This is a genomic window from Microlunatus spumicola, assembly GCF_039536445.1.
Lineage (GTDB): Bacteria > Actinomycetota > Actinomycetes > Propionibacteriales > Propionibacteriaceae > Microlunatus > Microlunatus spumicola.
Genome location: NZ_BAAAYR010000004.1, coordinates 243,124 through 255,434 on the forward strand (window position 1 = coordinate 243,124; position 12,311 = coordinate 255,434).

Sequence of the window (12,311 nt, forward strand, 5' to 3'; positions counted from 1 at the left end):
CGCCGCGCGTGGTCTGCCCGGAGGAAGGGCCCGGCGTCAGTGCCCGGCGGCGCTCGGGCGCTCCGGACGGGGTGCCGGCTCGTAGTCGCTGCGGTAGACGTCCGGCTCGAGGTAGAGCGAGGTCACCATCGGCTCGGCGGCGCGGATCGCGACCTCGGCGCGGTCGATGGTCTCGGCCACCTCGACGGCGCGTTCCGTGGGGCTGACGCCGAACTTCGCGGCCACGAGGATCTCCTCCGGTCCCATGTGCATCGTCTTCATGTGGATCACGCGCTCGACGCCCTCGGTGCCGGCCAGCGCCTGCTCGATCCTGCGGACGACCTCCGGCCCGGCGGACTCGCCGAGCAGCAGGCTCTTCGTCTCGATCGCCAGGGTGATGGCGACCGCGACGAGCAGGAGGCCGATCAGGGCGGTGCCGAGCACGTCGAACAGGCCGTTCCCGGTCAGCAGGGTCAGCAGGATCCCGACGAAGGCGAACGCCAGGCCGATCAGGGCGGCGAAGTCCTCGAGCAGCACGACGGGCAGCTCCGGCGCCTTGGCCGAGCGGATGAACTTCGCCCAGCTCTGCTGGCCGCGGGACTTGTTGGACTCGCGCATGGCGGTCCGGAACGACAGGCCCTCGGCCACGATCGCCGCTCCGAGGACGACCAGCGGCACCCACCACCAGCGGCCCTCGGACAACGAGTCCGCGTGACCGAGCTGGATCTCGTGCCACTTGTGGTATGCCTCGTAGAGCGCGAACAACCCGCCCACGCTGAACAGCACCACGGCGACGATGAAGCCGAAGACGTACCGCTCGCGGCCGTAGCCGAAGGGGTGCTCGGGCGTCACGCCCTTCTTCGCCCGGCGGCCGCCGACGAGCAGCAGCACCTGGTTGCCCGAGTCGGCGACCGAGTGGATCGCCTCGGCGAGCATCGAGGACGCACCGGTCAGGGCGAACGCGCCGAACTTCACCAGCGCGATGGCCAGGTTGGCGCTCAGCGCCGCGACCACCGCCTTGTTGCCACCGTCTGCGCTCACGAGGGTGATCCTGTCAGAGAACGCCGTCCGGACGAGGCTCCAGCACCGCCCGCAGCCGGACGAAGCACGCCGACACGACGTCGGCCATGGACGGCGGGTCCGGGTCGTCCAGCCACTGGTCGAGCGCCACGTGCAGCACGAGGACCGTGAGCTCGGCGAGCAGGGCCGCGTCCAGCGGGGCGACCCCCCGCGCCTCGAGGCCCGGCCGGATCACGGCGACGAGGTCGGCCCGCTTCTGGGCGTCGCGCTCGCGCAGCGCGGGTTCGGCGTCCACGAGGGCGCGGCGGACCCGGACCTCCTCCCGACGGTCGTCGAAGTGGTCGCGGGCGACCTGACGCAGCCCCTGCTCGAGCAGCGTCACCGGGTCGAGCCCGGCCGGCGCCGACGCGAGCGCGTGCCGGGCCAGGTCGGGGATCTCGTCGCCGGCGAAGAACGCCTCGCGCTTGTCCGCGAAGTGCCGGAAGAACGTCCGCGTGGTCAGGCCGGCCCGCGCGGTGATCTCCGGGACCGTCGTCGCGGAGAAGCCCTGCTCGGCGAAGAGCTCGAACGCCGCGCGCCCCAGCCGCCCCCGCGCGTCCGGGCTCCACCTCACCACGACCCGAGGGTAGGCGACGACACGGCGTGTCATACTCCTGGAGTCGATGACACGTCGTGTCATCAGGAGGAGGGAACCATGTCGGCCGTCTGGATCCTCGGCGGCACGGGCCGCGTCGGCCGCGCCGTCGCCGACCGCCTGCTCGCGGACGGGACCCCGGCGGTGCTCGTGGGTCGCGACGCCGCCCGGCTGGACGCAGCCGCGGCCGGGCGGGGGCACCGTACGCACGTGGCGGCGGCGCCCGAGGCCGTCGCCGCGGGCATCCGGGAGGCCAGGCCCGCCGTCGTGGTGAACACGGTGGGGCCGTTCACCCGCACCGCTCCCGCGGTGGTCGACGCCTGCCTCGCCGCCGGCAGCGACTACGTCGACCTCGCGAACGACCTGGCTGCGGTGACGGCGCTCCTGGACCGCGGGGAGGACGCCGTCCGGGCCGGGCGGACCCTCGTGACGGGGGCCGGCTTCGGCGTGGTGGCGACCGAGAGCGTGGTCGCCTGGCTGTGCGACGGCACCCAGCAGGCCGTGCGGGTGCGGACGGACATGCTGCCCTCGCTGGCCGTGCAGGCCGGCCCGCTGGGCGAGGCCCTCGCCGGGACGCTGGTCGAGGGGCTGCCCGGCGTGCCGGGCGGCGGCCGGTTCTCGGGACGGCGCGTCGTGGACGGTTGTCTGGCCCCCGCACCGCTCGGCGGTGCGGTCCGCAGCCTCGTCACGCCGGACGGCGACCGGCTGAGCACGGGGCTGATGCCGCTCGGCGAGCTCGTCGCCGCGCAACGGGCCAGCGGAGCCCCGTCCGTCGAGTCGGCGTCGAGCGAGGTACCGACCGGACGTGCCGTGCGTACAGTCCTCCCGCTCGCCGCCCGGCTGCTCGCGATCGGTCCGCTGCGCCGCCTCGCCGCCCGCCGGCTCGCAGCCGTCACCTTCGTCGAGCGGCCGGCGCCGCGCGCCCACTCCTGGGGCCACGCCGTGGTGACCTGGGCGGACGGCGCCACGTCGGAGGGCTGGCTCCGGCTGGGCGAGGCGCAGGCGACGACCGACGCGGTCGCCGCGGAGGTCGTCCGCCGCCTCGTGGAGGGCGAGGGACGACCCGGGGCTTTCACCCCGGTCGCCCTGCTTGGGACGGGGCTCGCCGAGGCGGTCGGCGGCGTCTACCGCCGCACGGACGCGGGACGCCCGTGACCCGCTGCGGCGGGGTGCCCGCGGCGAGCGGTCAGGCGGTCGGGCGGCTGAGGCCGACGGAGAGGTAGACCGAGGCGAACATGCCCGTCTGCAGCAGCGCCGCGTAGCGGTCGACCTCGCTCCCCCGGCGGTGCTCCACCACGGAGACCCGGACGTCGGCCCGCTCGGCCGCGGCGACGAGGCGCCCGTGGTCGGCGCGGACCATCGGGTCGGTGGTCCCGTCGTCGAGCAGGACGAGGCAGGGCCGCCGGTCGGCCGACTGGCCGTCGGTGAACGGGTCGGCGAAGGGGTCCCGGCTCGTGGTCGCCTCGATGATCGGCAGCAGCTCGTCGGCGTCGGCGGCCAGCGCGGCCCGCCCGGTCGCGGCACGCAGCGCCTCCGCGACGCGCCGGCTGGCGCGGGCGGCGAGCACGGAACCGCCCCACACCAGCGGCTGGGCGTCGGCGAGGCAGAGCGCGAGGTCCTTGGCCGGGTTCTCGGTGACGTCGACGAAGGGCGAGCAGTCGCGCGCGATCTCGTCCATCGTGTCCGCCACCCCGTCGGGAACGACGGCAGGGCCGAGGTCCATCTGGTGGAGGGCCGAGAGGGCGACCACGGCGGCCGCGAGCGGGTCCCCGGTCGCGGTGGGCAGCAGGATCGTCGACGAGCCGCCCGCGTGCTCGGCGACCACGGAGGCCTCCGGGCAGGCGATCAGCAGCAGCGCACCCCGGCGTACGGCCTCGTGGACCGTCGCGACGACCGAGGGCGGGGCGACGTCGCTGGCCATGACCACGACGAGGTCGAGCGCGCCGACCCAGCCGGGCAGGCCGTGCCGCGGCCAGGCCACGAAGGGCACCGGGCACACGGGCTCGAGGATCGCGCGGATGAAGCGGGCCTCGCTGCCGGCGGCGATGACCGCGCGCGGGCGCGGCAGGCCGCGGAGCCGGTCGAGGGGCTCGTCCGCGTCGGCCGTCTCGCGGCGGATCCGCGAACCCGCCTCCGCGAGCCGGCGGATGATCACGTCCGCGGTGGCGAGGGCCGTGGCGTCGTCGAGGGCGCTGTCGTCGAAGACCGTCATGCTGCGGCCCCGGACCGGGTCACGGGCTCAGGCCCCCGTGCCGGCCGCGGGACGGCGGGCCTCGTCGATCAGCAGCACGGGGATCCCGTCGCGGACGGGGTAGGCCAGGCCGCAGTCCGGGGTCTGGCAGACCAGCTCGTCGCGCTCGTGGTCCACGGCGAGCGGCCCGTGGCAGTTCGGGCACGCCAGGATCTCCAGCAGCTCGGGTGCGAGCTCGACGGCCATGACGCCTCCTGGGGACGGACGGGCCGACGGCCCGTTACGGCCGCGATCCTAGTGCTGCGGGCCGGCCGTCCGGATGATCGCCAGCGCCTCGTCGCGCAGCGCCGCCATCTGCTCCTCGGTCCGGGCCTCGACGTTGAGCCGCAGCAGCGGCTCGGTGTTCGAGCGGCGGACGTTCACCCACCAGTCGGGACCGTTCACCATCAGCCCGTCGAGCCGGTCGGTCTCGCCGCGGTCCGCGAAGGCGGCGGCCACGGCCTCGATGACGGCCCCGGGGTCGCTGACGGTCGAGTTGAGCTCCCCGGACGCCGCGTAGCGGGCGAACCCGGTGACGAGCTCCGAGAGCGGTGCGTCCGTGGCCCCCGCGGCGGCCATCACGTGCAGCGCGGCGAGCATGCCGGTGTCGGCGCCCCAGAACTCGCGGAAGTAGTAGTGCGCCGAGTGCTCGCCGCCGAAGACCGCGTCGTGCTCGGCCATCGCGGCCTTCACGAAGGTGTGCCCGACCTTGGTCACGACCGTGGTGCCGCCGTGCTCCGCGACGACCTCGGCGACGGAGCGGGAGGTGATGTTGTTGACCACGACCGTGGAGCCCGCGTGCCGGTCGAGCTCGCGGCAGGCGATCAGGGCGGTCACGCCCGACGGGTTCACGACCTCGCCGCGCTCGTCGATGATGAAGCAGCGGTCGGCGTCGCCGTCGAAGACGAGCGCGAGGTCGGCCCCGTGCTCGCGGACCGCGGCCTGCGCGTCGACCAGGTTCTCGGGCTCGAGCGGGTTCGCGGGGTGGTTCGGGAAGCTGCCGTCGGGGTCGGTGTAGAGGCCGATGATCTCCACCGGCGGGGCGCCCGCGCCGCCCGGGAACACGGCGGGCAGCGTGTGCCCCGCCATGCCGTTGCCGGCGTCCGCGACGACGCGGAGCGGGCGGATGCCGGTCAGGTCGACGAGCGCGTGCAGGTGGGCCGCGTACGCGCCCAGCACGTCGAGCTCGGAGCGGGTCCCGCGCACCTCGGCGGGCTCGGCCGGGCCGGCGGTCGCCAGCTCGGCGATCGTGACGAGCTCGGCGGGCACGATCGGGCGGGCGCCCGGGTGGCAGAACTTGATCCCGTTGTACTTGCCGGGGTTGTGGCTCGCGGTGAACATGACGCCCGGCAGCCCCAGGTGGCCCGACGCGAACCACAGCTCGTCGGTGCTCGCCAGGCCGACGTCGACGACGTCCGTCCCGGCGTCCAGCACGGCCTCGACGAAGGCGGCGGACATCCGTGGGCCCGACAGCCGCATGTCCCGGCCCAGCACGATCTTCTGGCCCGCCAGCCCGAAGACGGAGACGAACGCGCCCCCCAGCGCGTACGCACCCTGCTCGTCCCACTCGGGCTCGGAGCCCTCGGTGACGCCGCGGATGTCGTTGGCCTTGAACATGAAGGGGTTCAGCACGTGCGTGATCCTAGGGCGGCGGAGCGCCCGGCGCTGGTCAGGCGTCCGGGTCGGCCAGGACCGTCAGGTGGCCGCGGCGGCGGAGCTCGATGATGTTGGGCCGGGGCGACGGCGCCTCCACCGACGCCGGGGCGTCGTAGGACAGCCCGACCTCGCGCACGGCGTCGGCGAGGGCGAGCAGGTCGTCCTCGGTCGGCGGCACGGGGTCGCCGTTCGCCAGGCGGATGACCTCCCAGCCCCGCGGCACCGAGAGCGAGTGCGCGTGGGTCTGGCAGAGGTCGTAGCCGTGGGGCTCGGCCCGCGAGGCCAGCGGCCCGAGGACGGCGGTGGAGTCGGAGTAGACGTACGTCAACGTCGCCACGGCCCGGGAGGGGCAGCCTGCCCGCGAGCACCGACGCATCCCCACCGGCGGGACGTTACCGCTCGCGACCGACGGCGCGGGGACGTGCGCCTCGCGTGGCGCGCGTCCCCGCCGCCGGGGCGCCCGCCTCCCGGCACACCCTAGGGTTGGACCCGTGCCCAGCCGTCGCGATCGTCACGGCCGCGGCCTGCGCGGGCCGCTGGTCCTGCCCAACGCCCTCGGCGTGCGCCGCGCGGCGCCCCCGCGGCCGGCGACCCGGGTCGCCTTCTTCGACGACGCCGTCGACGGCGCGGTCGAGCGTGTCTCCCGGCAGTGCCCGGAGGCCCTCGCCGGCATCAGCGTGGGGGTCGAGGACGTCCCGCACTTCGACCCGTCCTGGGCGGGCGGCCGCGTGCCGCTCGCGTCGGCCGTGGAGGCGGGCGCCGGACGTCCCGCGCAGGTCGTGCTCTACCGCCGCCCGCTCGAGCACCGGGCCGCGAGCCGGCAGGGGCTCCGGATCCTCGTCTACCGCACCGTCGTCGAGCAGCTGAGCGCGCTCACCGGGCGCAGCGTCGACGAGATCGACCCCGACGGGGCCGGCTTCGAGGACGACTGAGCCCTACGAGCCTCGGGGACCGCGCACCGCGAGTCCGAGCACCTAGCGGCCGGCGCCCGGGTCCTGCTCGACGACCGGCGGCGGGCCCGACGTGTCGGGCGAGACGAGCGGGAGCGAGGCCAGCCCGGCGACGTCGCCGTCGGGGTCGCTGAGGTCCACCCCACCGGTGACCGACGAGCCGTCCGGCACGCCCACGACCACGTACGACGGGTCCGGCGAGGCGAGGCGGCGGGTGGCGCTGCCGCCGGCGGCCAGCAGGATGTCGCCGGCACGCAGCTCGACGCCCTGCAGGCTCCGGACCGAGAAGTGCACGCTGACGTCGGTGGTCGCCGCGTTCGACACGACCAGCTCGGCGTCCACGTCGCGGGTGGTCGCGACCGCGCTCACGCCGGTCCGGACCAGCGGCGCACTGGCCGGCTGCACGGCGAGGTCGGGCTGGGCGTCACCGCGGGAGCTGGTCGACACGACGGCCGCCGTGACCGGCTGGTCGCTGCTCAGGGCCACCCCGGACCCGGTGCCCGCCAGGCCCTCGGCCAGCGCGAGCGTCCCGGAGGACTGCGGGGCGAGGTCGAGCGTCTCGGCGCCGACGGGGGCGAAGGGACCCTGGAGGCCGAGGACGGAGACGGTGACGGTCGTGCGGAGCTCGCCCGGGTTCGTCACGACGAGCTCCCGGGTGCCGTCGTCGCCGGGCACGGCCGGGACGACCACGCGGGTGGCCGGGGCCGCGGCGGGCACGACCCAGTCGGCACCCGCGGGCTGGTCCTCCGAGGTCCGGATCCGGCGTGCGGCCGCGGCGACGCGACCGGTGGTCGCCTGCACGGACACGGTCAGCGGACCCTCGGCCTCGACCAGCCCCGACAGCGAGATCGAGCGGCTGGAGCGGGCGGGGACGTCGCTGCCCGAGCTGCCCGGGACGGCGACGCGGCCGTTGCGGCCGTAGAAGGTGAGGTCGACGGTCGCCTCGGCGTCGTCGGGGTTGCTGAGCACGAGCTTCGTACGGTCCGAGGCGCCGGAGGCGATGCCGGGCAGCCAGGCGGAGGTCGAGGGCACCAGGCACGGGGCCGCCTCGAGCCCGGCCTCGGGCCCGTCGGACGAGCGGGCGAGGACGGCGCCGACCGCGGTCGGGGCGATGGTCCCGTCGGCGCGCAGGAGCACGGGCGCGGTCGCCCGGTCCAGCGTGGCGCCGCGGCCCTGGCGGTCGACGGTGACGTCGCTCTGGTCCTGGCCGAGAAGCCCGAGCGTCACCCGGCCGGTCGGGTCCGTGGTCCCCGTGTCCGTGGGGCCCGAGGCCACCACGACGACGCTACCCGAGGCGGCGTCCGCCGTCGCGCTCGGCAGGGGCGCGAGCGTGGGCGCGGTGCTCGGGAGCGGTTCCGGGACGGGCGTGCCGGCCCCCGGCGTCGTGGTGGGGACGCCGGTCGGGGTCGCCGCACCGGGCGTGAGCGTGGGGACGGCGGACGAGGTGGCCGCCGGCGAGGCCGTGCCCGGGGTCGCACCCGGCGCGGACGGCGCGATCCCGGCCGGCGACGTGGCGGACGCCCCCGGCGTGCCGGGGACCGCCGCGCTCTCCGACGACGACGTGGACGGCAGGGCCGAGGTGGGCCCGGCCGAGGGCGCTGCCGTCGAGATCTGGGGCGAGGGCAGGGTCGACGGCAGCGTGGAGGGCAGGGTCGACGGGAGCGTCGACGGGGACGGCGAGGCGCTGCTCCCGGCCCCGACCGTGCCGACGGCGCAGACCGCGTCGGACTGGCCGGCGGCGACGGTCACGACCTCACGGGCGTCCGGCTGCTGCGGGCGCAGCAGGGTCCCGGCGGCGACCACCAGGCCGAGCACGACCAGGACGGCGACGAGGGTGAGCCCGCGGCGTACGGGGCTGGCGGTCAGGGGCGCGCGGGCCATCAGCCCACCTCCGACAGGGTCGCCGCGCGGCGCGCGGAGAGGACGGGGTCACGGACGTCGGACCGGCGGATGCCCGGGGCCGCGAACACCAGCGCGACGAGCAGGAGGAGCCCCTGGAACGGCAGGAACCGCGAGGCCGGGCTGCTCAGCCACCAGACGACGGTGCCGCCGCTGGCCGGGACCACGAAGCCCTGCTGCCAGCCCTCGGCCACGCGGGCCAGGCGCGTGCCCCCGAGCTCGGCGCGCCAGCGCGGGTCGGCGGCCTCGCCGACCAGCAGGTGGCGCTCGCCGGTCCCGGCCGGGACGGCGGCGGGCGAGCGGGTGACGGGGACGGCGGGTTCGGTCGAGGCGGGGTCCGCGGGCACGACGGACGCGCGGGCGACGGCCGGGTCGAGCTGCCAGACCACGGCCGTGCCGTTGCCGCTGGCCGGGCCGAGGCCCGGGGTGTTGCCGATCCGGGCCCGTTCCTCGTCGTCGGCGCCGCGGACGACGACGTAGCCGACGCCCAGGCGGCGCAGCCGCTGGGACACGTCGGCGTCGGCGGAGCCGGCCGCGAGCCGCGAGACGGCGTCGGCGACGTCGTCCCGGGCCGTGCTCGACCCGCCGAAGGCGAAGCCGCGGTCGGCGTCGCCCTGGCGCGACGCGCTCTCCGACCCGGTCAGGACGCTGTAGCCGACGGTCCCGCCGGCCAGGTCCAGCGCGAGGACGCGCGGCTGGGCGTCGGAGCGCATGGCGACGCCGACGTACGTGGGGAGGACGTCGATCCGGGTCCGGGCGACGGGGCCCTCGGCACCCGCCCAGACCCACCAGGCCGCGCCGCCGAGCGCGACGAGGGTGACGGCGCCGCCGGCCAGCACCGCGGCGGGCTGCACCCAGCTGAAGCTGCGGCCCGAGACCTCGCCGGACACCCCGTCGACCCCGACCGCGCCGGCGACCAGGAGGGCGGCGAACGTGATCAGCAGCAGGGCGCCGACCCAGGGCCGGACCTGCGTCCCCAGCGGCGGCAGGTCGACGACGAGGCGGGAGGCGAGGACGGCGAGCAGCAGGCTCGCCACGGCGGTGGCCCAGGCGGACAGCACGATGCGGTGGGTGGGCCGACGGGCGAGGCCGAGCAGCGCGACGACCCAGACCATGACGAAGACGGTCGCGCCGAGCCACAGCGGCGGGAGCCCCTCGCCGAGGCCGCGCCCGAGCAGGAGCCCGAGCACGTCGGGGGCGGCGCCCGCCCCGTCCAGGGCGGCGTCCGGGCCGACGAGCAGCCGGCCGGGGTCGCGCAGGACGGTCGGCCACCACGGCAGCCAGACGAGCAGCGGGAGCCCCACGGCGATGCCGATCCGACCGATCTTGCGCGGCGTGCGACGCAGGGCGACCGCGCCGGCGGCACCGAGCACGAGGGCCAGCAGCAGGATCGCGGGCTGGAAGGCGGAGAGCACGACGAGCACGACGCCCGCGCCCCAGCCGCCGCGCCACGCCTCGAACGACCGCACCCGGCGCAGCACCAGCCCGCGGACGCCGGTCACGAGCAGCGGGAGCCCGAGGGCGACCACGCTGACCGCGAGCCGGCCCTGGTTGGTGCCGGCGAGCAGCACGGGCAGCAGCGCGTACGTCCCGGAGAACCACAGCTGCAGGCGCTTGTCGACCACGAGGCGCGCGGCGACCGGGTAGACGGCGAGCAGCGCGAGCGGCACCACCCCGCACAGCAGCAGCGTCGTGAACCACTCCGGCTGCCCGAGGGTGATCGTCGAGCCGAGCGCGGTGACCGCCAGCCAGGGCGGCGACGTCTCCCCCGGTGCGCCGGGGACGGGGTGCCAGACGGCCGACCACAGGTCGGAGAGCGAGTCGTACGCGGGGAGCAGGGTCGGCGCGGCCAGCGAACCCGTGCCCAGCAGCCCGCGGGCGGCGACGACGGCACCGATCACTGCGACCACGAACAGCACGACCCCGGGTCGCAGCCACGGGTGCCGCGCACCCTCGTCGGACACCGAGCTGAACTCGTCGGTGGTCAGCTCGTCGATCGACGCGGAGTCGACCTCGCCGGCCACGGAGACGTAGCGGTCCGACAGCGCGCCGGTCAGGGTCTCCCCCGCGATCCGCAGGCTCGACCACCACGGCGGCCGCAGGGACCGGACCACCTCGGCGGTCCCGGGGGCGGGGTCGATGGAGGCCGTACGCCGGCGCAGCGACCGGAGCCGGCCGGGGTGCGCGACGAACGTCCCGAGCGCGGCGAGCTCGTCGCGCGAGCGCCCCGGCGCCTTGCCGAGCAGGTAGCCGAGGGCGAGCAGCAGGCAGCTCAGCACCAGGCGCAGCCAGACCAGCGGCAGCGCCCGGGCCGGCGCGTGCCCGGCGACGACGGTCATGCCGAGCAGCCGGTCGAGGGCACCCGGACGACGCCCGGCCACGCCGCGCGGGCGCAGGCCCGCCCGGCCGACCTGTCGGTGCGTCATCTCGGCGTCCGGGGTGGTCACGACGCGGTAGCCGTTGAGGTGGGCGCGCCAGCCGAACTCGACGCCGTCGCGGAACACCGGCACCGCCGGGTCGAGCCCGTCCAGGTCGCGCCAGACCGCCGTCCGGACGAGCATCCCGCAGGTGGACACGCCCAGCCGCTCGGCCGGCTGGTCGCGCTGGCCCTGGTCGATCTCGCCGCGGTCGATCAGCAGGTCGCGCCGGCCGGTACCGGAGATCGTGACGCCGACCTCGCTCAGCTGGTGGTTGCTCTGGCGCCGCCGCGGCAGCAGCAGCTTGGGGCCCGTGACGTCGATGTCGGGCTCGGTGGCGACGTGCGCGAGCAGCCGGTAGAGGGTGTCGGGCGCGGGGACCGCGTCGTCGTGCAGCAGCCACAGCCACCGCCGGTCGCGGGTCCAGCCCGGGTGCGCGTCCCCCGCCGGCGACAGGGTCCCGGTCGCCGACGTGCCGGTGAGCGAGGTGCCGGTGAGCGCGGTGCTCGTGGCGAAGGTGCCCGTCTCGAGCGCCCCGGTCCCGGTCGAGCCCGTGCGTGCGGCCCGGTCCTGGCGCAGGGCGGACGCGACGGCCTGGCCGAAGCCGTACGTCTTCTTGCCGGTGTAGACCGCGTCGAGGCGGCCCTCGACGCGGGCCTGCTCGAGCAGGGCGTGCGTGGTGTCGGTGCTGCCGTTGTCGATGGCGACCAGCCGGGCCGGCCGGACGTCGAGGGCGTCGAGCCCGTCGAGCGTCGCGGGCAGCCAGCGGGCGGCGTCGAAGCAGACCAGCACCGCGGTGACGTCGAAGCGGGAGACGTCGAGGCGTTCGCCCTCGACGGGTTCGTGGGCGGCCCACGCCCAGGGGTTCTCGTCGAGCTCCTCGGGCACCGCGGGCGGGAGCTCGGGCCAGTCGGCCTCGGACAGGCCCCCGCGGCCACGGGCGCCGGAAGGGCCACGGCGTACGCGGTCGGGCGTCATCGGGTCTCACCCCGGGCGGCGGCCCACGTCCGGCTGCCAAGTCCGCGGTGCGGCCGGGTGCGCGCGAGGGCGCCCTTGGACCACGACACCGACGACTCTCCTGCGGGTTTCTCCAGCCACGCGCGGGCGCCGCAGGCGGGCGGCGCACCGAGCCTGCGAGGGCAGGTTCACGCGAGGGTCACCCGGTCGGGCGACACGTCACTGTACGTGGACCGCCCGGCTCGGGCTCAAGTCAGACGGCGCGCTTCTTCAGCTTGCGACGCTCGCGCTCGCTCAGCCCGCCCCAGATGCCGAAGCGCTCGTCGTTCATCAGCGCGTACTCGAGGCAGTCACCCCGGACGTCGCAGGAGAGGCAGACCTTCTTCGCCTCGCGGGTGGACCCGCCCTTCTCCGGGAAGAAGGCCTCCGGGTCCGTCTGGGCGCACAGCGCGCGCTCCTGCCACCCGAGCAGCCCCTCGTCGGTCTCGTCGACCTCCACCAGTGCCAGCAACTCGTTCACGTCCCGCCTCCTCGACCCCGAGCTTGTGGACCGGCAGCGGGCGACTTCG

The 12,311-nt window shown here is 76.3% G+C and carries 11 protein-coding genes; 2 read left to right on the forward strand and 9 right to left on the reverse strand.

Features of this window, described 5'->3' with window-relative positions:
- Positions 1 to 36: 36 nt before the first annotated feature.
- Both ABD665_RS14290 and ABD665_RS14295 read right to left on the reverse strand, forming a co-directional pair.
- Positions 37 to 1,020, reverse strand: a complete 984-nt coding sequence (locus tag ABD665_RS14290; RefSeq protein WP_204913315.1) for a cation diffusion facilitator family transporter — start codon at positions 1,018 to 1,020, stop codon at positions 37 to 39.
- A gap of 13 nt (positions 1,021 to 1,033) precedes the next feature.
- The gene (locus ABD665_RS14295) at positions 1,034 to 1,615 is read right to left on the reverse strand and encodes a TetR family transcriptional regulator (RefSeq protein WP_204913316.1); all 582 of its coding nucleotides are present in this window, start codon (positions 1,613 to 1,615) and stop codon (positions 1,034 to 1,036) included.
- A 78-nt stretch (positions 1,616 to 1,693) separates the two neighbouring features.
- Between ABD665_RS14295 and ABD665_RS14300 the strand changes: the two genes are divergently transcribed.
- Complete coding sequence (locus ABD665_RS14300; RefSeq protein WP_204913317.1) at positions 1,694 to 2,788, forward strand: saccharopine dehydrogenase NADP-binding domain-containing protein; 1,095 nt, start codon at positions 1,694 to 1,696, stop codon at positions 2,786 to 2,788.
- Between the two features lie 31 nt (positions 2,789 to 2,819).
- On the opposite strand, the gene ABD665_RS14305 is transcribed toward ABD665_RS14300, so the two are convergent.
- The 4 genes from ABD665_RS14305 to ABD665_RS14320 are packed head-to-tail and all read right to left on the reverse strand — an operon-like array spanning position 2,820 to position 5,895.
- Positions 2,820 to 3,845, reverse strand: coding sequence for an SIS domain-containing protein (locus tag ABD665_RS14305; protein WP_204913318.1), 1,026 nt, complete (start codon positions 3,843 to 3,845; stop codon positions 2,820 to 2,822).
- Between the two features lie 27 nt (positions 3,846 to 3,872).
- Positions 3,873 to 4,070, reverse strand: coding sequence for a Trm112 family protein (locus ABD665_RS14310; protein WP_204913319.1), 198 nt, complete (start codon positions 4,068 to 4,070; stop codon positions 3,873 to 3,875).
- A 48-nt stretch (positions 4,071 to 4,118) separates the two neighbouring features.
- Positions 4,119 to 5,495 carry a phosphohexomutase domain-containing protein gene (locus tag ABD665_RS14315; RefSeq protein WP_344742469.1) on the reverse strand — a complete coding sequence of 459 codons (1,377 nt, stop codon included), beginning with the start codon at positions 5,493 to 5,495 and terminating at the stop codon, positions 4,119 to 4,121.
- 37 nt (positions 5,496 to 5,532) lie between these two features.
- Entirely contained in the window at positions 5,533 to 5,895 is a 363-nt protein-coding gene (locus ABD665_RS14320) for a DUF3499 family protein (RefSeq protein ID WP_204914915.1), read from the reverse strand.
- Between the two features lie 115 nt (positions 5,896 to 6,010).
- On the opposite strand from ABD665_RS14320, the gene ABD665_RS14325 reads away from it, so the two are divergent.
- Positions 6,011 to 6,451: a metallopeptidase family protein gene (locus tag ABD665_RS14325; RefSeq protein WP_204913320.1), complete on the forward strand. Its 441-nt coding sequence runs from the start codon at positions 6,011 to 6,013 to the stop codon at positions 6,449 to 6,451.
- 42 nt (positions 6,452 to 6,493) lie between these two features.
- On the opposite strand, the gene ABD665_RS14330 is transcribed toward ABD665_RS14325, so the two are convergent.
- The 3 genes from ABD665_RS14330 to ABD665_RS14340 all read right to left on the reverse strand — a co-directional run bounded on the left by ABD665_RS14330 (position 6,494) and on the right by ABD665_RS14340 (position 12,253).
- On the reverse strand, positions 6,494 to 8,350 hold the full coding sequence (locus tag ABD665_RS14330) for a DUF5719 family protein (protein WP_204913321.1): 1,857 nt from the start codon (positions 8,348 to 8,350) through the stop codon (positions 6,494 to 6,496).
- Positions 8,350 to 11,763, reverse strand: coding sequence for a glycosyltransferase (locus ABD665_RS14335; protein ID WP_204913322.1), 3,414 nt, complete (start codon positions 11,761 to 11,763; stop codon positions 8,350 to 8,352). The genes ABD665_RS14330 and ABD665_RS14335 overlap by 1 nt, the downstream gene beginning before the upstream one ends.
- Before the next feature lie 232 nt (positions 11,764 to 11,995).
- On the reverse strand, positions 11,996 to 12,253 hold the full coding sequence (locus ABD665_RS14340) for a WhiB family transcriptional regulator (protein WP_425562179.1): 258 nt from the start codon (positions 12,251 to 12,253) through the stop codon (positions 11,996 to 11,998).
- Positions 12,254 to 12,311: the final 58 nt, after the last annotated feature.